This window comes from Cronobacter sp. EKM101R, from assembly GCF_963888145.1.
Lineage (GTDB): Bacteria > Pseudomonadota > Gammaproteobacteria > Enterobacterales > Enterobacteriaceae > Cronobacter > Cronobacter turicensis.
On the sequence record NZ_CAWPHW010000033.1, the window covers coordinates 18,022 to 42,837 of the forward strand.

The 24,816-nt window shown below is 58.2% G+C and carries 27 protein-coding genes and 1 pseudogene; 14 read left to right on the forward strand and 14 right to left on the reverse strand.

Features of this window, described 5'->3' with window-relative positions; translation table 11 throughout:
• Positions 1 to 11: 11 nt before the first annotated feature.
• From AACV31_RS15205 to AACV31_RS15215, 3 genes are all read left to right on the forward strand, one after another.
• Complete coding sequence (locus AACV31_RS15205) at positions 12 to 668, forward strand: DUF1190 domain-containing protein (protein ID WP_015742590.1); 657 nt, start codon at positions 12 to 14, stop codon at positions 666 to 668.
• Entirely contained in the window at positions 669 to 1,856 is a 1,188-nt protein-coding gene (locus AACV31_RS15210) for a glutathionylspermidine synthase family protein (protein ID WP_165155560.1), read from the forward strand.
• Positions 1,857 to 1,945: 89 nt separating this feature from the next.
• A complete protein-coding gene (locus tag AACV31_RS15215) occupies positions 1,946 to 3,580 on the forward strand; it encodes an isovaleryl-CoA dehydrogenase (protein ID WP_165155558.1) in 1,635 nt (544 codons plus the stop codon).
• Here AACV31_RS15215 and AACV31_RS15220 read toward each other — a convergent pair whose 3' ends face one another.
• From AACV31_RS15220 to bsmA, 3 genes are all read right to left on the reverse strand, one after another.
• Complete coding sequence (locus tag AACV31_RS15220; protein WP_075199447.1) at positions 3,581 to 5,512, reverse strand: methyl-accepting chemotaxis protein; 1,932 nt, start codon at positions 5,510 to 5,512, stop codon at positions 3,581 to 3,583. It abuts the gene before it with no gap.
• A 147-nt stretch (positions 5,513 to 5,659) separates the two neighbouring features.
• Positions 5,660 to 5,935, reverse strand: a complete 276-nt coding sequence (locus tag AACV31_RS15225) for a DUF1471 domain-containing protein (protein ID WP_007702069.1) — start codon at positions 5,933 to 5,935, stop codon at positions 5,660 to 5,662.
• A gap of 135 nt (positions 5,936 to 6,070) precedes the next feature.
• The gene (gene bsmA / locus AACV31_RS15230) at positions 6,071 to 6,373 is read right to left on the reverse strand and encodes a biofilm peroxide resistance protein BsmA (protein WP_161589517.1); all 303 of its coding nucleotides are present in this window, start codon (positions 6,371 to 6,373) and stop codon (positions 6,071 to 6,073) included.
• A 208-nt stretch (positions 6,374 to 6,581) separates the two neighbouring features.
• On the opposite strand from bsmA, the gene yjfP reads away from it, so the two are divergent.
• The 5 genes from yjfP (at position 6,582) to rplI (ending at position 8,920) form a co-directional block, all read left to right on the forward strand.
• Positions 6,582 to 7,310 (forward strand): esterase, encoded by a 729-nt coding sequence (yjfP, locus tag AACV31_RS15235; protein ID WP_161589516.1) that lies wholly within the window; start codon positions 6,582 to 6,584, stop codon positions 7,308 to 7,310.
• Between the two features lie 171 nt (positions 7,311 to 7,481).
• Complete coding sequence (gene rpsF, locus AACV31_RS15240; RefSeq protein WP_001216673.1) at positions 7,482 to 7,877, forward strand: 30S ribosomal protein S6; 396 nt, start codon at positions 7,482 to 7,484, stop codon at positions 7,875 to 7,877.
• Between the two features lie 5 nt (positions 7,878 to 7,882).
• Positions 7,883 to 8,197 (forward strand): primosomal replication protein N, encoded by a 315-nt coding sequence (priB, locus tag AACV31_RS15245; protein ID WP_015742584.1) that lies wholly within the window; start codon positions 7,883 to 7,885, stop codon positions 8,195 to 8,197.
• Positions 8,198 to 8,201: 4 nt separating this feature from the next.
• On the forward strand, positions 8,202 to 8,429 hold the full coding sequence (gene rpsR / locus AACV31_RS15250; protein WP_000135199.1) for a 30S ribosomal protein S18: 228 nt from the start codon (positions 8,202 to 8,204) through the stop codon (positions 8,427 to 8,429).
• Positions 8,430 to 8,470: 41 nt separating this feature from the next.
• On the forward strand, positions 8,471 to 8,920 hold the full coding sequence (gene rplI / locus AACV31_RS15255; RefSeq protein ID WP_007764384.1) for a 50S ribosomal protein L9: 450 nt from the start codon (positions 8,471 to 8,473) through the stop codon (positions 8,918 to 8,920).
• Between the two features lie 70 nt (positions 8,921 to 8,990).
• On the opposite strand, the gene AACV31_RS15260 is transcribed toward rplI, so the two are convergent.
• Both AACV31_RS15260 and AACV31_RS15265 read right to left on the reverse strand, forming a co-directional pair.
• Positions 8,991 to 9,569: an OapA family protein gene (locus tag AACV31_RS15260; protein WP_007764383.1), complete on the reverse strand. Its 579-nt coding sequence runs from the start codon at positions 9,567 to 9,569 to the stop codon at positions 8,991 to 8,993.
• Between the two features lie 17 nt (positions 9,570 to 9,586).
• Positions 9,587 to 9,772, reverse strand: coding sequence for a hypothetical protein (locus tag AACV31_RS15265; protein WP_032806830.1), 186 nt, complete (start codon positions 9,770 to 9,772; stop codon positions 9,587 to 9,589).
• Between AACV31_RS15265 and fklB the strand changes: the two genes are divergently transcribed.
• A complete protein-coding gene (fklB, locus tag AACV31_RS15270) occupies positions 9,771 to 10,391 on the forward strand; it encodes an FKBP-type peptidyl-prolyl cis-trans isomerase (protein ID WP_007702034.1) in 621 nt (206 codons plus the stop codon). The two genes, AACV31_RS15265 and fklB, sit on opposite strands and share 2 nt — an antisense overlap.
• Positions 10,392 to 10,678: 287 nt before the next feature.
• Entirely contained in the window at positions 10,679 to 12,091 is a 1,413-nt protein-coding gene (cycA, locus tag AACV31_RS15275) for a D-serine/D-alanine/glycine transporter (protein WP_007764376.1), read from the forward strand.
• Positions 12,092 to 12,159: 68 nt separating this feature from the next.
• Here cycA and ytfE read toward each other — a convergent pair whose 3' ends face one another.
• The gene (gene ytfE / locus AACV31_RS15280; protein WP_075199450.1) at positions 12,160 to 12,825 is read right to left on the reverse strand and encodes an iron-sulfur cluster repair protein YtfE; all 666 of its coding nucleotides are present in this window, start codon (positions 12,823 to 12,825) and stop codon (positions 12,160 to 12,162) included.
• Between the two features lie 242 nt (positions 12,826 to 13,067).
• Between ytfE and AACV31_RS15285 the strand changes: the two genes are divergently transcribed.
• Positions 13,068 to 14,741 (forward strand): methyl-accepting chemotaxis protein, encoded by a 1,674-nt coding sequence (locus AACV31_RS15285; RefSeq protein WP_105537708.1) that lies wholly within the window; start codon positions 13,068 to 13,070, stop codon positions 14,739 to 14,741.
• Positions 14,742 to 14,772: 31 nt separating this feature from the next.
• Here AACV31_RS15285 and AACV31_RS15290 read toward each other — a convergent pair whose 3' ends face one another.
• The 5 genes from AACV31_RS15290 to AACV31_RS15310 all read right to left on the reverse strand — a co-directional run bounded on the left by AACV31_RS15290 (position 14,773) and on the right by AACV31_RS15310 (position 18,691).
• Positions 14,773 to 15,741, reverse strand: a complete 969-nt coding sequence (locus AACV31_RS15290) for a DMT family transporter (RefSeq protein ID WP_165155576.1) — start codon at positions 15,739 to 15,741, stop codon at positions 14,773 to 14,775.
• A 79-nt stretch (positions 15,742 to 15,820) separates the two neighbouring features.
• A complete protein-coding gene (locus tag AACV31_RS15295) occupies positions 15,821 to 16,402 on the reverse strand; it encodes a DUF1349 domain-containing protein (RefSeq protein WP_165155556.1) in 582 nt (193 codons plus the stop codon).
• 58 nt (positions 16,403 to 16,460) lie between these two features.
• The gene (locus tag AACV31_RS15300) at positions 16,461 to 17,282 is read right to left on the reverse strand and encodes an AraC family transcriptional regulator (RefSeq protein ID WP_165155554.1); all 822 of its coding nucleotides are present in this window, start codon (positions 17,280 to 17,282) and stop codon (positions 16,461 to 16,463) included.
• Between the two features lie 85 nt (positions 17,283 to 17,367).
• On the reverse strand, positions 17,368 to 17,739 hold the full coding sequence (locus AACV31_RS15305; RefSeq protein ID WP_165155552.1) for a lysozyme inhibitor LprI family protein: 372 nt from the start codon (positions 17,737 to 17,739) through the stop codon (positions 17,368 to 17,370).
• Positions 17,740 to 17,836: 97 nt separating this feature from the next.
• The gene (locus tag AACV31_RS15310) at positions 17,837 to 18,691 is read right to left on the reverse strand and encodes an SDR family oxidoreductase (RefSeq protein WP_165155550.1); all 855 of its coding nucleotides are present in this window, start codon (positions 18,689 to 18,691) and stop codon (positions 17,837 to 17,839) included.
• Between the two features lie 88 nt (positions 18,692 to 18,779).
• Here AACV31_RS15310 and AACV31_RS15315 point away from each other — a divergent pair, with 88 nt between their 5' ends.
• A complete protein-coding gene (locus tag AACV31_RS15315; RefSeq protein WP_105537704.1) occupies positions 18,780 to 19,160 on the forward strand; it encodes a winged helix-turn-helix transcriptional regulator in 381 nt (126 codons plus the stop codon).
• A gap of 121 nt (positions 19,161 to 19,281) precedes the next feature.
• Here the strand turns inward: AACV31_RS15315 and AACV31_RS15320 are convergent, their stop codons facing one another.
• Positions 19,282 to 21,225 (reverse strand): bifunctional 2',3'-cyclic-nucleotide 2'-phosphodiesterase/3'-nucleotidase, encoded by a 1,944-nt coding sequence (locus AACV31_RS15320; protein ID WP_165155548.1) that lies wholly within the window; start codon positions 21,223 to 21,225, stop codon positions 19,282 to 19,284.
• 219 nt (positions 21,226 to 21,444) lie between these two features.
• Between AACV31_RS15320 and cysQ the strand changes: the two genes are divergently transcribed.
• On the forward strand, positions 21,445 to 22,188 hold the full coding sequence (cysQ, locus tag AACV31_RS15325; RefSeq protein WP_007764356.1) for a 3'(2'),5'-bisphosphate nucleotidase CysQ: 744 nt from the start codon (positions 21,445 to 21,447) through the stop codon (positions 22,186 to 22,188).
• Here cysQ and AACV31_RS15330 read toward each other — a convergent pair.
• Positions 22,178 to 22,735 (reverse strand): YtfJ family protein, encoded by a 558-nt coding sequence (locus AACV31_RS15330; protein WP_041923953.1) that lies wholly within the window; start codon positions 22,733 to 22,735, stop codon positions 22,178 to 22,180. The genes cysQ and AACV31_RS15330 overlap by 11 nt on opposite strands.
• 325 nt (positions 22,736 to 23,060) lie before the next feature.
• Between AACV31_RS15330 and AACV31_RS15335 the strand changes: the two genes are divergently transcribed.
• Positions 23,061 to 23,267 (forward strand): DUF1107 domain-containing protein, encoded by a 207-nt coding sequence (locus AACV31_RS15335; protein ID WP_004387562.1) that lies wholly within the window; start codon positions 23,061 to 23,063, stop codon positions 23,265 to 23,267.
• 73 nt (positions 23,268 to 23,340) lie between these two features.
• Here the strand turns inward: AACV31_RS15335 and AACV31_RS15340 are convergent.
• Positions 23,341 to 24,663 (reverse strand): annotated as a pseudogene (locus AACV31_RS15340) (hemolysin family protein); the annotation flags it as partial.
• Between the last annotated feature and the right edge of the window lie 153 nt (positions 24,664 to 24,816).

Sequence of the window (24,816 nt, forward strand, 5' to 3'; positions counted from 1 at the left end):
CAAGGAAGGATATGACGGCAGCAAGGAAAAGACGTGGCAAGAAAAAAAGTGGACATCCGGTTGCGAATACCTCGGATCTGAAATTTCTTCCACGCCCGGAGCCGGAACGAAAAGGGCCGAAAATACTCACGCTCGCCATCATGGGCGGCGCGGCGTTTTTCGGCCTCAAAGCCTGTCAGGATTCTGGCGATAACGACAATGACGGCGACGGGGTCTATTACTCGACGCCCGAGGAGTGCCGTGAGGACGGGAATCCGGCCGATCTTTGCACCAACGCCTGGAATACCGCCAAAGCCGAATTTGAAAAAGATATCCCGCCGAAGCTCACCTGGGACGCCTGTAGCACCGCGTATGGCAATAACTGCTATTACGACAGCGCGGCGAAAACCTGGGTGCCGATGATGGCGGGCTTCCTGCTGGCGAGCAACAGGGACAAAAAGCGCGAGCTGGATGACTCCTCATCGTCGTATTACACCTCAAGCTCCGGCTATCACTACTACTACACGCGCCCCGTCTGGCAAAACGCGTCTGGCGATTATGTCTGGCGCGGCGGGCAGCGCTCCGGCGCCAGCGCCAGCAGTCACAGCACCGTGACCCGCAGCGCCACAACGATTTCCCGCGGCGGCTTTGGCCGCTCATCCAGCTCCCGCAGTAGCTGGGGAGGCTAAATGCTGCGCCATCAGACGCCGGTGCGCCCGGATCTCGCGCGTATCGCGCACGAACACGGTTTTCACTTTCATATCATCGATGATGAAATCTACTGGGATGAAAGCCGCGCCTACCGCTTTACGCTGCGCCAGATTGAAGAGCAGATAGAAGCGCCCACCGCGGAACTGCACGAGATGTGCCTTGACGTGGTCGACCGCGCCGTGCGCGATGCGCGTATCCTGGAGCGGCTCGCCATTCCTGAGCTTTACTGGGACGCCATCGCCCAAAGCTGGAAAGACCAGGATCCGTCGCTCTACGGGCGCATGGATTTTGTCTGGACCGGGCAGGGGCCGGTAAAGTTACTGGAATACAACGCCGATACGCCCACCTCGCTCTATGAATCCGCCTATTTCCAGTGGCAGTGGCTGGAGGATGCGCGCCGCCAGGGCGTTATCCCGCGCGATGCCGATCAGTTCAACAGCCTCCAGGAGAAGCTCATCGCGCGTCTTGCTGAGATAGCGACGCCTGAGCCGCTCTATTTCAGCTGCTGTCAGGAGTCCGAAGAGGATCGCGGCACGGTGCTGTACCTGGAAGACTGCGCGCGGCAGGCGGGCCTTGAGACGCGTTTTATTTATATCGAAGAGATCGGTCTTGGCCTTGGCGGCGTGCTGACGGATATGGACGATAACGTCATCCGGCAGGCGTTTAAGCTCTATCCGCTGGAGTGGATGATGCGCGACGACAACGGCCCGCTGCTCTGTAAGCGCGCCGAGCGCTGGTATGAGCCGCTGTGGAAAAGCATTCTCAGCAATAAAGGGCTGTTGCCGCTGCTCTGGGCGCAGTTTCCCGGCCATCCCAACCTGTTACCGGCGTGGTTTAACGACGATTTCGCGCGCGAGCGGCATGACGTCGCGCAGGCGCTTTCCGGTTACGCAGGGTACGTTCGCAAACCGCTGTTTTCACGCGAAGGCGGCAACGTGACGCTGTTTGATAACGCCGACCAGGTGCTGGCTCATGAAGAAGGCGATTACGGCAACGAGCCCGTTATCTGGCAGGCGTTTCAGGCGCTGCCGCGCTTTGGCGACAGCTATACGCTGCTCGGCAGTTGGATCGTCGGCGATGAGCCTGCGGGCATCGGCATTCGCGAAGATGGCTCGCTTATCACCAAAGACACCTCGCGTTTCATCCCTCACTATATCGCTGGCTGACGGGTTTTCGCTTTTGTGAAGCAAGCGGGCGGTTTCTTTTCCCTCTCCCTCCATACTTAACCGAGTGGTCACAGGTAAGGAGAGGGATTATGCACTGGCAAACCCACACGGTGTTCAATCAGCCCGTCGCACTCAATAACAGCAATCTTTTTCTTTCCGATACGGCGCTACGCGAGGCGGTGCTGCGCGAAGGCGCGGGCTGGGACGCGGAGCTGCTCGCAAGTATCGGCCAGCAGCTCGGCACAGCGGAATCGCTGGAGCTGGGACGACTGGCGAACGCCAATCCGCCAGAGCTGTTGCGCTATGACGCGCGCGGCGAACGTCTCGACGACGTGCGCTTTCATCCGGCGTGGCATCTGCTGATGCAGGGGCTGTGCGCTAACCGGGTTCACAATCTGCCGTGGCTTGAGACGGCGCGCGATGGCGCGCTGGTCGCCCGCGCCGCGCGTTTCGTTCTGCACGCGCAAGTGGAAGCAGGCACGTTATGTCCGATTACCATGACATTCGCCGCCACGCCGCTGTTACAGGCCCATCTGCCGCCGCTATTCGCCGACTGGCGGACGCCGCTGGCAAGCGATCGCTATGATTCCCATTTGCTACCCGGCGCCCAAAAGCGCGGGCTGCTTATCGGCATGGGCATGACGGAAAAACAGGGCGGGTCGGATGTGCTCAGTAATACTACCCGTGCGGAACCTGTAGCAGGGCGCGGCCCCGGCGAGGCGTACCGGCTGGTGGGCCATAAATGGTTTTTCTCGGTGCCGCAAAGCGACGCGCATCTGGTGCTCGCACAAACCAAAGGCGGCCTTTCGTGTTTCTTCGTACCACGCTTTCTGCCGGACGGACAGCGCAACGCAGTGCGGCTGGAGCGTCTGAAAGATAAACTCGGCAACCGCTCGAACGCCAGCAGCGAGGCAGAGTTTCTCGACGCGCTCGGCTGGCTGCTGGGTGAAGAGGGCGAAGGCGTGCGCCAGATCCTCCGTATGGGCGGCATGACGCGTTTTGACTGCGCGCTTGGCAGCCATGGGCTGATGCGCCGCGCGCTGGCGGTAGCGCTCTACCACACGCATCAGCGTCAGGCGTTCGGCAAGAATCTTATCGATCAGCCGCTGATGCGCCAGGTGCTCGGGCGCATGGCGCTGGAGCTGGAAGGGCACACCGCGCTGCTGTTTCGTCTGGCCCGCGCGTGGGAGCAGCGCGAATCGCCGCACGAGGTGGCGTTCGCCCGCCTCTTCACGCCCGCCGCGAAATATGGCGTCTGCAAACGCGGTATTTCATTTGTGGCGGAGGCGATGGAGGCGCTCGGCGGCATCGGGTATTGCGAAGAGAGCGAACTGCCGCGCCTTTACCGTGAAATGCCGGTTAACAGTATCTGGGAAGGCTCCGGCAACATCATGTGCCTTGACGTATTGCGCGTACTGACGCGCCAGCCAGGCGTGCTGGAGATGCTGAGCAATGAGTTTGACGCGGTAAAAGGGCAGGACCGGCATTTCGACCGCGCCTGGCGACAGCTGGCGGGGCAATTACGCAGGCCCGATGAAGCGGCCGGGCGCGCCATTACCACGCAGCTCTTTTTACTGGCGACCGGCGCCCAGGTGCTGCGTTCGCTGACGCCGCCGCTCGCGCAGGCCTGGTGCCGGATGATGCTGGATACCCGTGGCGACACTCCGCTGGCGGAGCCGGTGCTGGCGCAGGCGCTGCTGCGCGCCACGGGTGGGGCGGGCTGATTACGCCTTCAGGCGGAACAGGCTCACCAGTTCGTTCAGGTGGTTGCCTTTCTCACGCAACACCTGCGCGGTCTGCTCGCTGCGCGTCACGCGCTCGGCGTTGATATGGGTGGCTTCGCCAATCTGATGCATGGCGATATTCACCTGACCAATACCGGCAGACTGCTCGTGCGAGGCGTGGTTGATCTCCGTCACCAGTTGATTGATCTGACCGATACGGCTGATGATGGCTTCCATCGCCTTGCGCGTCTGCTCAGAGAGCGCGTGACCCTCGCTGACTTTAGCGAGCGTGTCGCTGATGAGCTGTTCTATCTCTTTCACGGCGTTGGCGCTGCGTGCCGCCAGCGCACGCACTTCCTGCGCCACGACCGCAAAGCCTTTACCGTGCTCGCCAGCGCGCGCCGCTTCTACGGCGGCGTTCAGTGCCAGAATGTTGGTCTGGAAGGCGATAGACTCAATCACATGGGTGATATCCGCGATGCGCTGTGAGGCGCTGCGAATGTCGTTCATGGTCGTGACCGCGTTGCTAACGGTTTCGCCGCCGTGCTGAACGGCGTCGGACGCCTCTTTCACCAGGCTTTGCGTCTGTTCCATGTTGGCGGCGTTTTGCGACACGGTGGCCGCCAGCTGTTCCATGCTCGCCGAGGTTTCCTCGACGCTGCTCGCCTGCTTGTTGATCTGCTCGCTGATCTCGCCGCTGTCGGACGCCAGCGCGCGGGTGCCGTGGCTGATATCGCCTGCGGCGTCGCGGACCTGATTCACAATCTGCTGTAAGCCGTTGCCGATGCCGTTAATGGCGTCGATAAGCTGGCCCACTTCATCCTGGCGACGCGTATCGATAGTCTCTCGCAGATCGCCTGCGGCGTATTGACGCGCAAGCGTAATGACGTTGCGCAGCGGGGTAGTGAGCCAGCGGCGTACGGTCCAGACAAAGGCGGCGGCAAACAGCAGCGAGACGATAACGCCCGCCGCAAGGAACTGATTGCGCATGCTGGTCACGCCGCTGAGCAGCGTCGCTTTATCCACTTCGCCGACAATCGCCCAGTTCCAGCCCGGCAGTTGCGTAAAGCTCAGAAGGGCGGTGCGGCCGTCCTCTTTTTCCATCTCCAGCGTGCCCTGCTGCTCGGTCAGTACCGGTTTTAAGATGGCGTCCGGCCATGCCGGGCGTTTACCTTCGTCGCTCGGGTGGAAAAGGAACTGGCCGTAGGTTTTGCCCGGCGCGCGGTTGATCACGTAAAAGTGACCACTTTCGCCCAGACGGCGGTTCAGGATTTTATTGCGCATCACCTGCCAGGAGTGGGTGATGTCCACCCCGACAAACAAAATCGCGATAACCTTGCCGCTGGCGTCTTTCACCGGTTCGTACTGCGTGATGTAGCGTTTGCCGAACAGCAGCGCCAGGCCGCGGTAGGTTTCGCCTTTCATCACGGGCGCGAACGCCGGGCTTGCGGTATCGAGCTGCGTGCCGATAGCGCGGCTGCCGTCCTCTTTACGCAGCGATGTCGCCACGCGTACGAAGTTATCGCCGCTGCGGACAAACAGCGTGGCGATGGCCCCGGTACGGGTCAGAAAGTCGTCGGGCAGCGCGTTGTTTTCATGCAGGGAGGTGTCACCGCCCTTGAGCATGGGCACGCTGATGCCGTTGATGCTCTGCATCTGGCTTTCATCACGGCTGATAGGTTGCGGAATAAAGCTGTTGAAGAGTTTCGTGAAGCTTGCCACCTCTTCATTGAGGCTACTGTCGAACATCTGCGCCATATCCACCACGCTTGTGGTCTGGTTATGCAGATCTTCAAGCGCCAGCGCTTCCAGTTGCTCGCTGGCTTTGTGACTTAATGCGAAGGTGAACAATAAAAAAAGGGCCGCTACCGCGACGCCCGTAAGGAATGAGAGCTTCGCGCCCAGTCCCCAGCGTTGAAATGAAAGTGTCATAAATAAGCTCTTGTGCACGAGTATTTGGCACCTTCAACGGCAGCTGAGCAGTAATATTTAATAGGTAAATGTAACTGTTTGTTTCAATCTATTTTGATTTAGATCATGGCAAAGCCAAATAAAAACCGAAATTTAGCTAAAGAACGTTCAACTATAGATAATTGCCTGTACATGCCAGTTATCGGGCCGCTGATTTTCATGCATCTGAATAATTCGATAATAGGCAGCGCCCTGTTCATCCGCTTTATAGGCAATGACTTTTTCAATTTCCTGCGGCGTGCCGGAAATATCATTCACCGAAATCACGCCAATTTCATTTAAGCCAGTGACCCTGTCGGCATTGACCTCTTCAGCAGACTGCGCAGAAGTGGTAATCAGACCCGCAGATAACAACAGCGACGTTAATGCCAGCGATCGTTTCATTGTCAGCTCCCTTACACCTTTTCGATAAATGCAGCGCTCCGGTTCCCGGCGCAGTCCGAAAGTTATTGTGCAGCAGGTACGATCAATGCACGCAAAGGCAGTGTAAATTTCGCTAAATAAAACGACGGCTTACGCTTACTTTCGGTACAAAATCGCCTGGGCGTGCCAGCGGCCAGGCAGCAGAGTGTCATCATTGGCGATGACCTGATAGTAATCCGCGCCTGCGGCGCCTGCCTGTGCGGCGATATCGCGCAGCGCGTCATCCGGCGAACCATACTGCAGCGTCGTGACGGTGCCCATTTTGACGAGCCCCTGCGTCTGGTAGCGCTGGATCTCTTGCGGGTGATCCGCCACCGGCGGCGCAGGCTGCGGCGTGCCCTGCAGGGCGCTACAGGCGGTTAATGTCGCCACCATCAATAAAGGGATGAGCCGTCGCATATGCATTCTCGTTACCTCAGGCATTAATTGTAGTAAGTGTAAGGGAATAAGGACCCGCCCTGTGCCGGTTCTGCCGACTAAGGCGCGCTTTTGAGCATGAAAAATCGCAAAAGCGTAATCTGGCTCTCAACATGATAAAAATCCATGCGTTGCGCTGGTTTTAGCATCATGGCCTGTCGGCCAAAAAGACGTTTTGCAGGAGATAAGTATGATTGAAATTTCGACCCGCCGTTTTGCGGATAATGAGGTGCTGCATGCGACGCCTGCGGGAATGGGTAACAAGGCGTTGCCGACGGTGCTGTTTTATCACGGTTTTGCGTCGTCCAAAACGGTCTACAGCTATTTCGCCGTCGCGCTGGCGCAGGCCGGGTTCCGGGTGATCATGCCGGATGCGCCCGATCACGGCGCGCGCTTTAGCGGCGATGCGCAAAGGCGGATGACGCAGTTCTGGCAAATCCTTCACGAAACGCTGACGGAATACCCGGCGCTGCGTGACGCGATTATCAATGAAGGGCTGGTGGCTGACGGCAGGCTTGCGGTCGGCGGGGCGTCAATGGGCGGGATGACCGCGCTTGGCATCATGACGCATCATCCGCAAGTGAAATGCGTCGCAAGCCTGATGGGCTCCGGCTGGTTTACCTCGCTCTCCCATACGCTTTTTCCGCCGGATGCCGCTGAAGCTGAAACAGTGAGGGCCGCGCTGGCACCCTGGGACGCGCAAAGCCAGCTGCCGCGTCTGGCGGACCGCCCGCTGCTGCTGTGGCATGGCGAAGACGATGACGTTGTGCCGGCGGCGCAAAGCCTGCGCTTAGCCGACGCGCTGCGTGAACGGGCGCTTGATAAAAACCTGACCTGCCAGTGGCAGCCGGGCGTGAAGCACCGGATTACGCCGGAAGCGCTGGACGCGACGGTCGCGTTTTTCCTTCGCCATCTTTAAAGACCGCGCAAACCGGGATTGCGGCTTTTTTTACCAGCGGCCTTGTGTTTGTCATGGTCCGCCATTAGAATGACGCGTCAATTTTTCAGCCGCCCTTTAATCACGTTCCTTGCCTCCCCGGGCCGCGGCTGACCCAGACAGGAGGCTGAATAATCCGTAAGGAGCAATTCGATGCGTCATTACGAAATCGTTTTTATGGTCCATCCTGACCAGAGCGAACAGGTTCCGGGCATGATCGAGCGCTACTCTGCTGCCATCACTGGTGCAGAAGGCAAGATCCACCGTCTGGAAGACTGGGGCCGCCGTCAGCTGGCTTACCCGATCAACAAACTGCACAAAGCCCACTACGTTCTGATGAACGTTGAAGCGCCGCAGGAAGTTATCGATGAGCTGGAAACTACCTTCCGCTTCAACGATGCCGTTATCCGCAGCATGGTTATGCGCACCAAACACGCCGTAACTGAAGCCTCTCCGATGGTTAAAGCGAAAGACGAGCGCCGTGAGCGTCGCGATGATTTCGCTAACGAAACCGCTGATGATGCTGAAGCTGGGGATTCTGAAGAGTAATTCTGATGGCCAACCGTCTGGTGTTGTCCGGCACCGTGTGCAGGGCACCCCTTCGAAAGGTCAGCCCATCAGGAATTCCTCATTGCCAGTTCGTGCTTGAGCATCGTTCTGTGCAGGAGGAGGCCGGTTTCCACCGGCAGGCGTGGTGCCAGATGCCTGTAATAATCAGCGGGCACGAGAACCAGGCCATTACTCACAGTATAACGGTCGGCACGCAAATCACCGTTCAGGGGTTCATCAGTTGCCACAAGGCAAAGAACGGACTGAGCAAAATGGTGTTGCATGCCGAGCAGATTGAATTGATAGATTCTGGAGACTAGCCAAATGGCACGTTATTTCCGTCGTCGCAAGTTCTGCCGTTTCACCGCGGAAGGCGTTCAAGAGATCGACTATAAAGATATCGCTACGCTGAAAAACTACATCACCGAAAGCGGTAAGATTGTCCCGAGCCGTATCACCGGTACCCGTGCAAAATATCAGCGTCAGCTGGCTCGCGCTATCAAACGCGCTCGCTACCTGTCCCTGCTGCCGTACACTGATCGTCATCAGTAATCGGTCACGGTCCATTAATACGACTTTGAGAGGATAAGGTAATGCAAGTTATTCTGCTTGATAAAGTAGCAAACCTGGGCAGCCTGGGCGACCAGGTAAACGTTAAAGCGGGCTACGCTCGTAACTTCCTGGTTCCGCAGGGCAAAGCTGTGCCGGCTACCAAGAAAAACGTTGAGTTCTTCGAAGCACGTCGTGCTGAACTGGAAGCCAAACTGGCTGACGTTCTGTCCGCTGCTGAAGCTCGCGCAGAGAAAATCAATGCGCTGGGCTCTGTTACCATCGCGTCCAAAGCGGGCGACGAAGGTAAACTGTTCGGTTCCATCGGTACTCGCGACATCGCTGACGCTGTAACTGCAGCTGGCGTTGACGTGGCTAAGAGCGAAGTTCGTCTGCCGAACGGCGTTCTGCGTACCACTGGCGAACACGAAGTGGACTTCCAGGTTCACAGCGAAGTATTCGCTAAACTGACTGTAAACGTGGTTGCTGAGTAAGTTTTTACTCAACTGCACGTAAAGACGCCGGCCTTGTGCCGGCGTTTTGCTTTTCTGACGCGCTGAAATCTCAGCGCACGCGCAGGAAACTGCCGTCCGGCTGGCGGGTAAACAGCACCTGCTGATTATCGCCGGTATCAATAGTCAGCGCCGTTACCACGCCGCTGGCGTTCTGCCGCACCTGCACCATCTGCCCCTGCTGAAGATTACTGAGCGGCTTGCCGTCGCCTTCCACTTTAGCCATCGCGTACACATCTTCCGGCGGAAGGCTGTGATCGCGAAACAGCTGCGCCAGCGTTTTGCCGGATTCCACGCGATAGGTGCGCCACTGTTGTTCAATATCGTTATTCTGGAACGGTTGCACCGGCGCGCTGGAAGCTGGCTGCTGGACGTTTTCCTCCGGCGTCCCGGATGGCGCGACCACCTGCGGCTGCACCGGCGCTTCCGGGGTGTGGTTGAAGTCCAGCTGCGCGTCGCGTCGCGGCGGGGTTTCCGGCTCATCGGGAGAAGGCCATAAAAAGCACAGCGCGATGACGGCCGCGCAAAGAATAATGCCGCGTCGGTGCGCGGGGGGCAGCGGGTCCATCAGCCGGAGGTGATCCGGGGCATGCCATACCTGCGCCAGCAACGGTTTAATTCGTCCGGGCATGTCTTCTCCTCATTCACTCAAACGCTTCGCCGCGCCAGTGTACCATTATAGCGTTCTAACTGTTTGATGCCGGTAGTAAAGCGCGCATTCGTGAGCGCGCTGGCATCCCTGACCTTACCACCTTGCCGGAGGATTATTTTACCCAACGTGGCGCTGCTGTTATGCTGCCCGCTAATTTTCCCATTGAGAAAGGATAACCCCATGACAACCCCTTCTTTTGACACCATTGAAGCGCAGGCAAGCTACGGCATTGGCTTACAGGTCGGACAGCAACTGCGCGAGTCGGGCCTACAGGGTCTGCTGCCGGAAGCGCTGGTGGCGGGGCTGCGTGACGCGCTGGAAGGCAACCAGCCAGCCGTTCCTGTTGACGTGGTGCATCGCGCGCTGCGTGAAATCCACGAACGCGCCGACGCCGTGCGTCGCGAACGCCAGCAGGAGATGGCGGTAGAAGGCCAGAAATATCTGGACGAAAACCGCGAGCGCGAAGGGGTGAACAGCACCGAATCCGGCCTGCAATTCCGCGTTCTGACGCAGGGCGATGGCCCGATCCCTTCCCGTAAGGATCGCGTGCGCGTGCACTACACCGGCAAGCTTATCGACGGCACCGTGTTTGACAGCTCCGTCGCGCGCGGCGAACCGGCGGAATTCCCGGTCAGCGGCGTTATCGCGGGCTGGATTGAAGCGCTGACCCTGATGCCGGTCGGCTCCAAATGGGAACTGACGATTCCGCACAACCTGGCCTATGGCGAGCGCGGCGCGGGCGCGTCCATTCCGCCGTTCAGCACTCTGGTATTTGAAGTCGAACTGCTGGAAATCCTGTAAGGGTTTCATATCCCCGCTGCGGCGGGGATTTGTTTTTCCGTAAGTGAAATAACGCGATTTTATTTTGATAATACGCGGATTGCGGGTATTTTTGTGATGCATTTCGCGAAGTGAAAGTGATTTGCCACCCATTTTAAACATAAAATTAACATTATATTTAAATCTTAGTATTCAACCCTCCGATTCTTACCTAATATCGATGATGTTTTTCCAGTGACATCGTCATTTCGACACGTAAATAGAGGCCAGCAGAGCCTCAACAACACAGACAGGTACAGGAAAAGAACATGTCAGATCAGATCAAAGTGGCTGACGCTGCTGAGGCGCCGGCTGAGCAGTCGCTGCGGCGCAATCTTACGAATCGTCATATACAGTTGATTGCTATCGGCGGCGCTATCGGCACCGGGTTATTTATGGGTTCCGGCAAAACCATCAGCCTCGCCGGCCCGTCGATTATTTTCGTCTATATGATCATCGGCTTTATGCTGTTTTTCGTCATGCGGGCGATGGGCGAGCTTCTGCTCTCGAATCTCGAATATAAATCTTTCAGCGATTTCGCCGCCGATTTACTCGGCCCCTGGGCGGGGTATTTCACCGGCTGGACCTACTGGTTCTGCTGGGTCGTCACCGGCATGGCGGATGTCGTGGCCATTACCGCCTATGCGCAGTTCTGGTTCCCCGGCCTGTCGGACTGGGTCGCGTCGCTGGCGGTAGTCGTGCTGCTGCTCTCTCTTAACCTCGCCACCGTGAAGATGTTCGGCGAGATGGAGTTCTGGTTCGCGATGATCAAAATCGTCGCTATCGTCGGGCTTATCGTGGTCGGGCTGGTGATGGTGCTGATGCACTTTAAATCGCCGACCGGCGTTGAAGCGTCCTTTGCGCACCTGTGGAATGAAGGCGGCTGGTTCCCGAAAGGGCTGAGCGGTTTCTTCGCGGGCTTCCAGATTGCGGTCTTCGCGTTTGTGGGTATTGAGCTGGTGGGCACCACCGCCGCCGAAACCAAAGACCCGGAGAAATCGCTGCCGCGCGCGATCAACTCGATTCCGATTCGCATCATCATGTTCTACGTCTTCGCGCTGATTATCATCATGTCCGTGACGCCGTGGAGCTCCGTCGTACCGACCAAGAGCCCGTTCGTCGAGCTGTTTGTGCTGGTGGGGCTGCCTGCGGCGGCGAGCCTGATTAACTTCGTGGTGCTGACCTCAGCGGCGTCTTCCGCCAATAGCGGCGTCTTCTCCACCAGTCGTATGCTCTACGGTCTGGCGCAGGACGGCGTGGCGCCAAAAGCGTTCGCCAAACTCTCTAAACGCGCCGTACCGGCGAAAGGGCTGACCTTCTCCTGCATCTGCCTGCTGGGCGGTGTGGTGATGCTCTATATCAACCCGAACGTGATTACCGCGTTTACGATGATCACCACCGTGTCGGCGATCCTGTTTATGTTCGTCTGGACCATCATCCTGTGCTCTTACCTGGTATACCGTAAGCAGCGCCCGCAGCTGCATGAGAAATCGATCTACAAAATGCCGCTCGGTAAGGTGATGTGCTGGGTCTGCATGGCGTTCTTCGTGTTTGTTATCGCGCTGTTGACGCTGGAAGACGATACCCGCCAGGCGCTGATGGTGACGCCGCTGTGGTTTGTGGTGCTGGGTGTGTGCTGGTTGTTTATCGGCAAGAAACGCCTGGCGAACTTCCGCCGCTAAGCCATAAAAAAGGGCCCACGTATCGGGCCCAAAAGGTCAAGTTACCGGGGCGCTCGACAGGGCGCCTTTTATTTTTCGCCTGCGAGGGCACGCGGGAAAAGGGTGTTGTTCTCAAGGCTGATATGATTCATCAGATCGTCAATCAGCTCATTAATACCGTTATACAGCGCGCGCCACGTCGTGCAGGCTTCCGGCGGCGGCGTCACATTATTCGTGGTGTGCTTAATCACTTCCAGCAGTTCTCCCGCCTCATCGTGCTCGCTCTCCATCACGCTAATCGGCCCTGTCGCCTGGCTGCCCATGCCCTGTTTAATCATCGGGAACAGCACGCGCTCTTCTTTCATCATGTGGCTCGTCAGCTCTTCATGCAGCAGGCTCAGATACTTCGCGAGCCCTTTCGGCACGCCCGGTTTATCGGCGTGGACGCGCTCTACTTTGGTGGCCTGCAAAATCAGCTCCGGCAGCTGTTCACGATGGCGGTCGTGGTAGCGCACGATGATGTGATCGATGATCTCAGCAAGCGGCGCGGCTTGCCAGTCCTTCTCCAGCGGCGTCTCGGCTAATGCCGCCAGTTCGCTTTCAATCACATCCAGATCGAGCGCCTGGCGCGTCGCCGCGCGCAGCAGCGTCTGTTTGCCGCCACAGCAGAAATCCAGGTTGTATTTACGGAACAGCGCGGAGGCGCGCGGGATGGTTAACGCCAGTTCGCCAAGGGGTTGGTCACGGAAGGCCATAGCAGTACCTCACTCATCATTTAATAAGATGCATATTAAATGCATCTTTAAGGCGAGGCTATAACCCTTTAGAGGAGGGGGATTAAAATGTGAGGTGTGTCACAAAAATATTTTTATGGCTAACTGGCTGATCGCTATCAGGAAATAACTGGAAACCCCGCCGTTTGCCGCCTCGCTGATTAAATAACCTGAATGACCTGCCGATAGATACACACTGGATTACACCTGCAAAAAGGTCTTTCATGTTTAAACGTATAAAAGTCATAACCCTTTTAATTACTGTACTGATCGTGCTGGGCGCGATGCAGCTTATCGCCGCGGGCGTTTTCATTAGCGCGCTCAATAACGACAAAGACAACTTTAACGTGTCGCAAATCTCCAGCCAGAACGTGGCGGAATTTACCGACGCCTGGATAAGCCTCAACCAGACGCGCGTCACGCTTAACCGCGGCATGCTGCGCCTGCAAGGCAATATGGCGAGCCAGATCAACGGTGGGCAGCTCAATGAGCTGGTCACGACAGCCAGCCGACAGCTGGCGGACGCGAAAAGCCACTACGATAAATATTTTGGCTTGCCGGAAACGCCGGGTATGGATGAGCGCCTGGTTGACCGTCTGGAAGAACAGTACCGCATCTACTCCTCGACGCTTGCGCAAATGAACAAGTTCCTGGCCGAAGGCAATCTGGAAGGGATGTTCAAGCAGAATGCCGAGCAGAAGCAAAACGCCATGCAGGAAGTCTATCGCGAATGGCGCGCTGACCAGGCGAAGCTCTCAAGCCAGGGCGTGAAGGACAACGAAAGCGACTACCAGCGCATTCTGTGGATCCTCTCCGCGATTATGGTGATGGTGCTGGCCGTGATTATCATCAGCTGGGTGGCGATGCGCCGCGTGCTGCTGCTGCCGCTGCATGAAGTTATCAGCCACATCCGCGCGATTGCCGCAGGCGACCTGACGCAGCCTATTGATGCGCAAGGCCACAACGAAATGGCGCTGCTGGCGCGCAACGTTCACGAGATGCAGCAGTCGCTGGCTCGTACGGTCAGCACCGTGCGCGACAGCACCGACACCATCTTCACCGGCGCGAGCGAAATCTCCGCAGGCAGCAACGATCTCTCCTCGCGTACCGAACAGCAGGCCGCGTCGCTGGAAGAAACCGCCGCCAGCATGGAAGAACTGACCGCGACGGTGAAACAGAACGCCGATAACGCCCGTCAGGCGACGCAACTGGCGCGTACCGCGTCGGAAACCGCGCTGAAAGGCGGTGAAGTGGTGGACGGCGTGGTCCGCACCATGGATGAAATCGCCGCCAGCTCTAACCAGATTGCCCAGATAACCAACGTTATCGACGGCATCGCGTTCCAGACCAACATCCTCGCGCTCAACGCGGCGGTGGAAGCGGCGCGCGCGGGCGAGCAGGGCCGTGGTTTTGCGGTCGTCGCGGGTGAAGTCCGTACGCTGGCAAGCCGCAGCGCCCAGGCGGCGAAAGAGATCAAAGCGCTTATCGAAAACTCCGGCAACCGCGTCGATGCGGGCTCACAGCTGGTGCGCGAAGCGGGTGAAACCATGAAAGAAGTGGTCGGCGCGGTGACGCGCGTGACCGATATCATGGGTGAAATCGCCTCGGCGTCCGATGAGCAGAGCCGCGGTATCGATCAGGTGGGCCTTGCGGTCTCCGAGATGGATAAAGTAACGCAGCAGAACGCCGCGCTGGTGGAAGAGTCCGCCGCCGCCGCCGCTGCCCTTGAAGATCAGGCAGGCAAACTGAACGAAGCGGTCGCGGTATTTAAACTCAACCGCGCCCACAGCCGCACGGCGAGCGTTGCCCCGCAGGCGCCATCCTTCAGCGCGCCAGCCCCGGCGGCGAGCCTGAAAGCCGCGCCGGCAGGCGGCAGCGAGAACTGGGAAACCTTCTGAGCCTTAAGGCCCGTCACTGACGGGCCTTTTTTTATGGCGCCTCTTGCGTCACGCGCGCCGCGACCGGCACGATTTTCACCCGTACCGCCATCACCACGCCTGCCGCCAGCAGCGCAATGCCGGTCAGGGTCAGCAGCGGCGGCATACTCTGGCGCAGCAAAAAGGTATAGAGCAGACCAGCCAGCGTTTCAAAGACAATAAGCGGCCCCAGAATCACCGTCGGCAGGCGCTGACTCGCGATATTCCAGCACAGCGCGCCAATCCATGAGCAGCAGAGCGCAATGACGATCATCAGGGCGATAAACACGCCAGGACGCGGGCCGAAGGGCAGCGCAAAACCGCTGTTATCGGCCGAAAGCCACACACACGCCGCAACATAACCCACCAGCGATACCGGGAGCGTCACCAGTCCCTGCGCCGTCGCCCACATCATCGGGTGCTTGTCGGGATTTTCCCGCAGCCAGCGCGCGTTACGCAGCGCATACCACGCCCAGCAAACGACCGATACGCTCGCCAGCGCGATGCCGCTCGCGTAACGGCCCGGCGTGAAGCCCGGCAGACCGTGGCGTAGTTCGGCGAAATTAACGCAAACCAGCCCGCAGAAAATCGCCGCCAGCGCCGGGCACAACCGCCGCCAGGGCAGCCTGCCGTCGCGACGGCTGTAGAGCAGATTGGCGAAAACCGGAATGACCACCGGCAGCGTGCCGATGATCATTGTGGAAACGGGCGCGCCGGTGCGCTGAATGGCGCTCGCGAGACAGACATAATAGATAAGATTGCCCATCATGGTCAGCGCCAGCGCGGTCAGCCAGTCGCGCCCGGCGAGCTGCTTTAACCGCTGGCGTCCGGCCCACGCCAGCGGTAGCGCCAGCAGGCCCAGCGCCAGATAGCGCCCCATCGACTGCAAGACCGCCGGATATTCCGGCACCAGCAAGGGGCCGACGAAAATCAGCCCCCACATCAGCCCCGCCAGAAGGGCATATAACACGCCAGTTAACATCATTACCACCCACGTCGCTGTTCAGCGCATGAGTGTAGCGGCGGGCGAAAACGCACGTCTTGTACCAGCTTGCTGCGCATCAGCTCAGATCGTGCAGATCTTTGCCGTTGGGCGGCCCGAGGCGAAAATCGGTGAACACGACGTCCAGCCCGGCGCGCGACGGCGAACAGCACATCGCGCCGAGGAAATAGCGTTCAGCGTCCGGGAACGGACACAGGCGCAGCAGCGGCCAGGTTTCACCGTCAATGGAGTACTGAAGCCGCAGGCACTGGTTCTGGTGCGTCAGGCGCAGCCAGAAATGCTTTTGCGCCGCAGGGAAAATCCCGGTCGCCCAGTCGGAGCGCTCAAGCGTCAGCACGCTGCCAATCATCGGCTGCGCGTCGTTATACTCAATCCCCGCCTTCAGCCAGTGCTGCTCGTCTGCCATCAGGAACAGCCCCGCCTGGTCATACAGCGTGGTGAAATCGCCCTCCACGCGTACCTGAAACGTAAACCCGCCCGGCACTTCCACGCCAAAAACATGCCCGGAATGGCGCTGAAAGCCATACCAGGTGGTTTGCCAGAAATCGGTTTGCGCATCGGTCGTGACATGCAGAACGTCACTTTCATGCCGCCAGCGTGCGGGTTCATTCAGCCAGCGCCAGTCCGCCAGATTTTCCATCGGTCTTCTCCCCTATAAATGTGCCTGAATTATAGCCGGGCACAACGCGGGCGGGAGGCTAACGCGCCACCTGTTTCTGGTAGCGTGCGGGCGTTATGCCGTAGCGACGGGTAAAGGCGCGGGTGAGGTGCGGCTGATCGGCAAGGCCCACGGCGGCGGCGACCTCGGCGGGAGGCAGTCCGGCGGCGAGAAACTGTTTGGCGCGCCACAGCCGCACCGCCATCAGCATCTGATGCGGCGTGACGTCATAGCGGGCTTTAAACTGGCGCTGGAAATGATAAGGGCTGAGCGCCGCTTCGGCGGCTATCGCATCCAGCGTCAGCGGCTGCATATAGTTTTCGTAGAGAAAATCGCGCACCCGGTCAAAACGGTGCGCGCCTTCGGTGGTCTGCGGCGGGTGGCGCGCGTAAGGGCGGAACGTATCGATAAGATCGAGCAACAGCCCCTGTTGCGCCAGCGTATCCGGCGCTGACCAGAGCGCGGCGATAAGCTCGCCGGTCTGGCGAGCGCGTAGCGGATCGTGACGTTCCACGTCGCCAAACCACCAGTGACGCTCGCCGGTGAGTTGCGCCAGGGTCTCGGGCTCCAGATAGATCATCCGGTAGCGCCAGCCCTGCTGGGTCGCCGCCTCGCCGGTATGCAGTTCATCGGGGTTCATGGTGACCAGCGAATTGACCGCCGCCACGTGCTGCGCGCCGCGATAGCGAAAGCGCTCGGCGCCGAGCTCGATAGCGCCGATGCCAAAGGCTTCATGGGTGTGGGGCTCAAAGGCGTATTGCGCGATATAGGCGTAATAAAGCTCAACGCCTGGCAGGGCAGGCAATTGCCGGAAGCGGGCGCTGTCGCGTTCGTCGGTGAACTGATCGGGTACGCCTTGCACAAGGGCTCTCCACGAAAGGTAAGGCCCCATTATAAGAACAACGGTGGCCTTCGCCACCGTAATTAACAATTAATTAACCTGACGGTTATTCGATGCGGGAGAGGTCGGCATCGTTGCAGCCGGCGTTACGGCACTCACGCTCAATGCTTTTCAGCAGCGTAATACGGGCGGCCATCTTCTCATTCGCGCAACCGAGCAGCAGCGTGGAGCCTTCCGCGCATTCGTGATCGCGTACTTTCAGCCAGGAGATCTGGGCGTTTTTCACGACCTGTTTTTGCGCAGGCGAGAGCGCCGACATGGTGCTTTTATATTGCTGGTTGAGATCGCGGTCGCCCTGAACCATTTCCAGCGCGGCGCAGTAAGTGACGTCATACGGGCTGCGCGGGTTATCACAGCTCATGGACCACGCGGCGGCGCTGCACAGCAGCAGCGGGAGTGTGAGAAGGTGTGCTTTCATGAAGATCCCTGTTTTCGGTTTATTGTTTTGAGCGCCTTTGGCAGGCGCTCGCATTGTATCCGGCAGGCACAGGGAAAGCAGCCTGCCAGATTTAATATTACGGTTTCAGACTCTCACGCAGGCTCGTTTCAAGCGAGGTAGTGGGGCGGCCAATAAGCGCGCTGAGCTGGCGGCTGTCGTCAAAAAGGCCGCCTTTAGACGCGCCGATATCGGAATCCGCCAGCAGTTTCGCAAAGCCTTCCGGCAGGCCCGCGCCCGCGAGCGCCGCGGCGAAATCCGCCTCGCTCAGATTCTGATACGCGACCGTTTTGCCGGTTTCTTTAGTTAACAGCGCGGTCAGGTCGCGAAGCGTCCAGGCGTTGTCGCCCGCCAGTTCGTAAACGCGACCGGCCTGGTTATCAAGCGTCAGCACTTTTGCAGCGGCTTCGGCGTAATCCTGACGGCTGGCGGAGGCGATTTTCCCGTCGCCGGCGCTGCCGATAAATACACCGTGCTCAAGCGCAGGCGGCACGCTCGCCAGATAGTTTTCGGTATACCAGCCGTTACGCAGCAAAACGTAAGGAATACCGGCCTCCGCGAGCATCTTTTCGGTAGCGACATGTTCGTCGGCAAGCCCCAGCGGCGAGCGGTCGGCATGCAGCAGGCTGGTGTAGGCGATGAGCTTAACGCCAGCGGTTTTCGCAGCGTCAATAACGTTGCGGTGCTGCGGCGCGCGCTGGCCCACTTCGCTTGAAGAGATGAGCAGCAGTTTTTCCACGCCCGCGAATGCCGCGGTAAGCGCCGCGACGTCGCCGTAATCGGCCGCGCGAACCTGGACGCCTTTGGCGCTGAGCGCCGCGGCTTTCGCCGGGTTACGGACAATCGCGACAATTTCCTGCGCCGCCACGGTGTTCAGCAGGGTATCAATCACGCACTGGCCAAGGTGGCCGGTGGCTCCGGTAATCGCAATCATGGTCTTTTCCTTTGTATCAGGTGGGTGTTGTGGCACACTATCACTCAAGCTAACTTTTAGTAAGTACGTACAAAAAGGTAAGTATGAAATGACCCTTCCTACCCTGAGCGAGCAGTTACGCGACGGCAATCTGTTTGCCGAAGCGTGTCCGTCACGCGATGTGCTGAAACATGTGACCAGCCGCTGGGGCGTGCTGATCCTGGTGGCGCTGCGCGACGGCACGCACCGTTTCAGCGATCTGCGCCGGAAAATGGGCGGCGTGAGTGAAAAGATGCTGGCGCAGTCGTTACAGGCGCTGGAGCAGGACGGTTTTATCGACCGCGTCTCTTACCCGGTGGTGCCGCCGCACGTGGAGTACAGCCTGACGCCGCTCGGCGTGGCGGTGAGCGAGAAGGTGGCCGCGCTGGCCGACTGGATAGAAGTCAATCTGCCGCAGGTGATGGCGAACCGTGGAGAGCAAGCGGCCTGAGCGCGGGGTTTTAGGGATGAAGACAGGATGCCGGGTGCGGCTGCGCCTTACCCAGCTTACGTGGGGAGTGGTTGGCGTGAGCGCCGGATGCGGCTGCCGCCACATCCGGCGCTGATCGCTGTTATTTCGTCAGATCCAGCTGATACACCGCAAAACCGATATCGTCTTTGCCAACGCTGATCATCGGGTATTGCGCTTTCTCTTTGATAAATGCCGCCGCTTTGTCGGAAGGTGATGTCTCGAAGCGAATATCGAGCTTGTGGCGGCTCGCAATCGGCGCGAGACGCCAGTTGTTATCCGCCGCCGGGTGGATTTCACCCGTGCGTTTGGTTTCGGCGCCAATCCAGGCGGCCAGCACCGCGCGGTTCTCATCGGGCGACGCGAAGGCGATATGGCTGTCGCCGGTGCCCGCAAACTTCCCGCCGTAAGCGCGATAGTTATTGGTGGCCACCAGGAACGTCGCTTTCGGGTCGATGGGCTTGCCGTTGAACGTCAGGTTTTTAATGCGCTCCGCTTTCGGGTTTACCACCTGACATTCACCGTCATAGCGGGCGGGCTGCGTCACGTCTATCTGGTAATTTACGCCGTCAATAACGTCGAAGTTATAGGTGCGGAAACCGTCCCAGTTCAGCAGCGCCTGCGGTTTCGTGCTGTTGACATCAATCTGGTTAAACTGCCCGGCGGAGCACTCCAGCCACGCTTTCACTTCCGCGCCGGTCGCCTTCACCACTACCAGCGTATTCGGGTAGAGGTACAGATCGGAGGCGTTGCGCAGCGTCAACTGGCCTTTTTCCACTTCTACAAAGCTTGCCGGATCGTTTTTACGGCCGCCCACTTTAAACGGCGCGGCGGCGGAGAGCACCGGCAACGTCGCCAGATCCGGATCGCCCTGAATAAAGTGTTCGACGTACGCTTTCTGGGCGTTGTTCACCACCTGTACGGTCGGATCGTCCTGCACCAGTGCCAGATAGCTGTACATCGGATCGGCGGATTTCCCGACCGGCTGGCTGACAAACTGGCGCGTGGCGTCATGATCCGCTTTCAGGACGTTTACCAGCGCCGGATCTTCAGCGGCGAGCGATTTCTTCGCCTGGGCGTCGTAGATCGGGCGCGCTTCGGCTTTGCTTTGCGTCACCTTCCACTTGCCGCTGTCGTTATTCAGCACCAGATCGACGATCCCCAGATGATCGCCCCACATGCCCGGCATCACCGCCGGAACGCCATTCAGCGTACCTTTTGCGATATCCGCGCCTTTGATGGCGGCGAAATCTTTACCCGGGAAGACCGCGTGCGCGTGGCCGAAAAGAATGGCGTCAACGCCCGGCACCTGGCTTAAGTAATAGACGGAGTTTTCCGCCATAGCCTGGTATGGCTCGGCGGAAAGCCCGGAGTGCGCGACCACGACCACCAGATCGGCGCCTTCCGCGCGCATTTGCGGCACATATTTGCGGGCGGTGTCGGTGATATCGTTAACCGTGACTTTGCCGCTGAGATTCGCTTTATCCCAGGTCATGATTTGCGGCGGCACAAAACCGATATAGCCAATTTTGAGCGTATGCGGCTTGCCGTCTTTATCTTTTACTTCGGTGTCTTTAATCAGATAAGGCGTAAACAGCGGCTTTTGGGTTTTGGCATCGATGATGTTCGCGTTGACGTAGGGGAATTTCGCGCCAGAGAGCGCCTTATGCAGGTAATCGAGACCGTAATTGAATTCGTGGTTGCCGAGGTTGCCGACGGCGTAATCCAGCGTGTTCAGCGCTTTGTACACCGGGTGAACGTCGCCCGCTTTCAGGCCTTTGGCGGCCATGTAGTCGCCAAGCGGGCTGCCCTGGATAAGATCGCCGTTATCCACCAGTACGCTGTTGGCGGCCTCCTGGCGCGCGGCTTTGATTAAGCTTGCGGTTCGCACCAGACCGAACTTTTCAGTAGGCGCGTCTTTGTAATAGTCAAAGTCCATCATGTTACTGTGCAGGTCGGTGGTTTCCAGAATGCGCAGGTCCACCGTGGCGGCGTTCACGCTGGCGGCGACCAGCGTGGCTATCATCGTTGCACTAAACTTAATCATCAGGCAGGTCCTTTTTCAGATCGAAGCCACAAAAGTTTATGTATCTATCGTTTGTTGCTTACAAAAATGTGAATCCTGCCAGAAAAAAGAGCAGGGAAACCGGAATCGCTTCACAGATAGCGGAACAAGACGCAATGCGATATAAAAATCATATCGATAAAACAAGGTGTTAAATCCGCAGCCGCGACGGACTGCGAAACGAGAAAGAGGTGGATGACAATGTTAGAACAGATTTGCCAACTGGCGCGCGACGCAGGCAGCGCCATCATGGAAGTCTACGAGGGTCACAAGCCGCTGGAAGCCACCCAAAAGGTTGATGATTCGCCGGTGACGGCGGCGGATATCGCAGCGCACGCGGTGATTGTCGCCGGGCTGAAAGCGCTGACGCCGCAGGTGCCGGTGCTCTCCGAAGAAGATCCGCCAGGCTGGGACGTGCGCCAGCACTGGCAGCGCTACTGGCTGGTGGACCCGCTCGACGGCACCAAAGAGTTTCTCAAGCGCAACGGCGAGTTCACGGTCAATATCGCGCTGATTGAAGACGGCAAGCCGGTGCTCGGTGTGGTGTACGCGCCGGTACTGAACGTCATGTACAGCGCGGCGGAAGGCAAAGCGTGGAAAGAAGAGTGCGGCGTGCGCAAGCAGATTCAGGTGCGCGACGCGCGTCCGCCGCGCGTGGTGATAAGCCGCTCCCACGGCGACAACGCCGAGCTTAAAGATTATCTGCAACAGCTTGGCGAACACCAGACCACATCCGTGGGGTCATCGCTGAAATTCTGCCTGGTGGCGGAAGGGGAGGCGCAGCTTTATCCGCGTTTCGGGCCGACCAACGTCTGGGATACGGCGGCAGGCCACGCCGTGGCGGTCGCCGCCGGGGCGCAGGTTCACGACTGGCAGGGCAAAACGCTGGATTACACGCCGCGTGAATCGTTCCTGAACCCCAGCTTCCGGGTCACTATTTACTGAGTAACTGTTGCAGCAGGTTCATCACCTGCTGCACCTCTTCCTGCGTAAGCCCGCCGTCTTTCGCGTACCGCACGCGCCCGTCTTTATCCAACACTACAATCGCCGAGCTTCCCGATTCCAGCTGCCAGGCTTTCTGGGCTACGCCGTTGCTGTCGACGATAAACTGCGACCACGGGTACTGCTGTTTGTTGCTCTCAATACTGTGGCGAACAAACATGCCGGTGCCGGGGATAGCGTCGTCGCTGTTGACCACCGTTGTGGTCTGGTAGCGGTCATGCGGGAATTTCGCGGCTTTGATGGCCTCAATCAGCCCCGCGTTTTTCTCTTTCGCTGAGGTCCGTCCGGCAATATGTTGCAGCACTCGCACTTTTCCAGGTAACTGCGCGCTGTTCCAGTTTTTGTAGCTAAACTGATCTTTATTCAGCATCAGTTCGCCTTTGTCATTAATGCCGACAGGCGGCACGCGCTCGTTCTCTTTGAAATTGTGTGCCGAGGCCATCAGCGGCAGCAGCAGGCAGCTCAGCGCCAGCATTCCGCGCAGGGTCATAGGTGGCTCCTTCTTTGTTTTGCAGGTGATCGGACCACTTGGGTCCATTGCTTTTTAGCTTAATTGTTAATTTTCTGTTTTCACGCAACCAGAGTGCCAGTTTGCGGGCGAACGCACATAACCCGCGTAAAAAGTGGCATTCTCCTGCGCTTTTTAGAGTTTTGAAAAGAAAATTCTGAAAGAATGTAATAAAAGCGTAAATAAAGTCAGGCAGAGTGGGTCCTCCCGACGAACTGGTCTATAGTCATCTGGCAACAAATTTTGCGCCTTAATCATGATGGTCCAAATGTGGTACCACGAGGGCGTAATTCAGCAGGAGAGAACAATGAAAATTTTCCAACGTTACAACCCGCTTCAGGTGGCGAAGTACGTGAAGATCCTGTTTCGTGGACGGTTGTATATCAAGGATGTTGGCGCTTTCGAGTTTGATAAAGGCAAAATCCTCGTCCCGAAAGTGAAGGACAAACAGCACTACTCCGTCATGTCCGAAGTCAACCGTCAGGTTATGCGTCTCCAGACCGAGATGGCGTAACGACAGCGTTGTGCGTATGCAGTAAGACAAACGGCCCCGATGGGGCCGTTAGTGTTTTGAGGCTCAGGCGGCGTTTTGCCTCGTCCGGCAGTTTAGGCGTCAGCACACCCGGCTTGTTGTCGATACGCGTCACCAGCAACTGGTCGATGCGGTAGTTATCGATATCCACCACTTCAAACTTATACCCGGAGAACTTCACCGAATCGGTGCGTTTCGGGATTTTGCGCAGCATAAACATCATAAAGCCGCCGATGGTTTCGTAGTTGCCCGACTGCGGGAACTCGTCGATATCCAGCACGCGCATGACGTCGTCAATCGGCGTACCGCCGTCGATAAGCCAGGAGTTCTCGTCGCGCGCGACGATCTGCTCTTCCAGCCCCTGACCGACCAGGTCACCCATCAGCGTGGTCATCACGTCGTTCAGCGTGATTAGCCCCACCACCAGCGCATACTCGTTCATGATAACCGCGAAGTCTTCACCCGCCGTTTTGAAGCTTTCCAGCGCTTCGGAGAGCGTCAGCGTATCCGGCACGATCAGCGTATTGCGGATCTGCACGCCGCTGGTCAGCAACAGGCTTTGGTTCGCCAGCACGCGGTTCAGCAGGTCTTTGGAGTCGACATACCCGATGATGTGGTCGATATCCTGATTGCAGACCAGGAACTTGGAGTGCGGATGCTCCGCTACCTTGTTCTTCAGGCTCTGCTCATCTTCATGCAGATCGAACCAGACGATGTTTTCGCGGGAGGTCATGGAGGACGGCACGGTGCGCGACTCCAGCTCAAACACGTTTTCGATAAGCTCATGCTCCTGTTTGCGCAACACGCCCGCGAGCGCGCCAGCTTCCACCACCGCGTAGATATCGTCGGACGTGATGTCGTCTTTGCGCACCATCGGCAGTTTGAAGATGCGGAAGATCACATTCGCCATGCCGTTAAAGAACCACACCAGCGGGCGGAAGATGAACAGACAGAAGCGCATCGGGTTGATGATACGCAAAGCCACGGCTTCAGGCGCAATCATACCGATGCGTTTCGGGGTCAGGTCGGCGAAGAGAATGAACAGGCTGGTGACGAGCGTAAAGGAGAGGATAAAGCTCACCTGCTCGGCGGCCTCAGGAGAGATAAACCGCACCAGCAGCGTGTAGAACGCCGGGGAAAACGCCGCATCGCCCACGATACCGCCAAGAATGGCGACGGCATTGAGGCCAATCTGCACCACGGTAAAGAAGGTGCCGGGGTTTTCCTGCATCTTCAGCACCCGTTGGGCGTTGATGTTGCCGTCATCGGCCAGCAGCTTGAGTTTGATCTTACGGGAGGCGGCAAGCGAGATCTCGGAAAGCGAGAAAAAGGAGCTGACGCCAATGAGACAAAGTATCAGTAAAATACTGTTTAACATATCTTATCCAGCCATGGCCGGATCCTCGGAAGGGAAGTTGATTATTGTGTGAAAACACGGTGAACGCAGATCTGTAGAGAAGGAGGCCTGCAAATTCAAAGGGTAGTATAGCGTAAGCCCCGGCGGGCCTGCCAGAGGGCTTGCGCAACGGGT

Coding starts and splice junctions, on each gene's coding strand:
- AACV31_RS15205 (WP_015742590.1), top strand. CDS start 12: ATGACGGCAGCAAGGAAAAGACGTGGCAAGAAAAAAAGTGGACATCCG.
- AACV31_RS15210 (WP_165155560.1), top strand. CDS start 669: ATGCTGCGCCATCAGACGCCGGTGCGCCCGGATCTCGCGCGTATCGCG.
- AACV31_RS15215 (WP_165155558.1), top strand. CDS start 1,946: ATGCACTGGCAAACCCACACGGTGTTCAATCAGCCCGTCGCACTCAAT.
- AACV31_RS15220 (WP_075199447.1), bottom strand. CDS start 5,512: ATGACACTTTCATTTCAACGCTGGGGACTGGGCGCGAAGCTCTCATTC.
- AACV31_RS15225 (WP_007702069.1), bottom strand. CDS start 5,935: ATGAAACGATCGCTGGCATTAACGTCGCTGTTGTTATCTGCGGGTCTG.
- bsmA (WP_161589517.1), bottom strand. CDS start 6,373: ATGCGACGGCTCATCCCTTTATTGATGGTGGCGACATTAACCGCCTGT.
- yjfP (WP_161589516.1), top strand. CDS start 6,582: ATGATTGAAATTTCGACCCGCCGTTTTGCGGATAATGAGGTGCTGCAT.
- rpsF (WP_001216673.1), top strand. CDS start 7,482: ATGCGTCATTACGAAATCGTTTTTATGGTCCATCCTGACCAGAGCGAA.
- priB (WP_015742584.1), top strand. CDS start 7,883: ATGGCCAACCGTCTGGTGTTGTCCGGCACCGTGTGCAGGGCACCCCTT.
- rpsR (WP_000135199.1), top strand. CDS start 8,202: ATGGCACGTTATTTCCGTCGTCGCAAGTTCTGCCGTTTCACCGCGGAA.
- rplI (WP_007764384.1), top strand. CDS start 8,471: ATGCAAGTTATTCTGCTTGATAAAGTAGCAAACCTGGGCAGCCTGGGC.
- AACV31_RS15260 (WP_007764383.1), bottom strand. CDS start 9,569: ATGCCCGGACGAATTAAACCGTTGCTGGCGCAGGTATGGCATGCCCCG.
- fklB (WP_007702034.1), top strand. CDS start 9,771: ATGACAACCCCTTCTTTTGACACCATTGAAGCGCAGGCAAGCTACGGC.
- AACV31_RS15265 (WP_032806830.1), bottom strand. CDS start 9,772: ATGGGGTTATCCTTTCTCAATGGGAAAATTAGCGGGCAGCATAACAGC.
- cycA (WP_007764376.1), top strand. CDS start 10,679: ATGTCAGATCAGATCAAAGTGGCTGACGCTGCTGAGGCGCCGGCTGAG.
- ytfE (WP_075199450.1), bottom strand. CDS start 12,825: ATGGCCTTCCGTGACCAACCCCTTGGCGAACTGGCGTTAACCATCCCG.
- AACV31_RS15285 (WP_105537708.1), top strand. CDS start 13,068: ATGTTTAAACGTATAAAAGTCATAACCCTTTTAATTACTGTACTGATC.
- AACV31_RS15290 (WP_165155576.1), bottom strand. CDS start 15,741: ATGTTAACTGGCGTGTTATATGCCCTTCTGGCGGGGCTGATGTGGGGG.
- AACV31_RS15295 (WP_165155556.1), bottom strand. CDS start 16,402: ATGGAAAATCTGGCGGACTGGCGCTGGCTGAATGAACCCGCACGCTGG.
- AACV31_RS15305 (WP_165155552.1), bottom strand. CDS start 17,739: ATGAAAGCACACCTTCTCACACTCCCGCTGCTGCTGTGCAGCGCCGCC.
- AACV31_RS15310 (WP_165155550.1), bottom strand. CDS start 18,691: ATGATTGCGATTACCGGAGCCACCGGCCACCTTGGCCAGTGCGTGATT.
- AACV31_RS15315 (WP_105537704.1), top strand. CDS start 18,780: ATGACCCTTCCTACCCTGAGCGAGCAGTTACGCGACGGCAATCTGTTT.
- AACV31_RS15320 (WP_165155548.1), bottom strand. CDS start 21,225: ATGATTAAGTTTAGTGCAACGATGATAGCCACGCTGGTCGCCGCCAGC.
- cysQ (WP_007764356.1), top strand. CDS start 21,445: ATGTTAGAACAGATTTGCCAACTGGCGCGCGACGCAGGCAGCGCCATC.
- AACV31_RS15330 (WP_041923953.1), bottom strand. CDS start 22,735: ATGACCCTGCGCGGAATGCTGGCGCTGAGCTGCCTGCTGCTGCCGCTG.
- AACV31_RS15335 (WP_004387562.1), top strand. CDS start 23,061: ATGAAAATTTTCCAACGTTACAACCCGCTTCAGGTGGCGAAGTACGTG.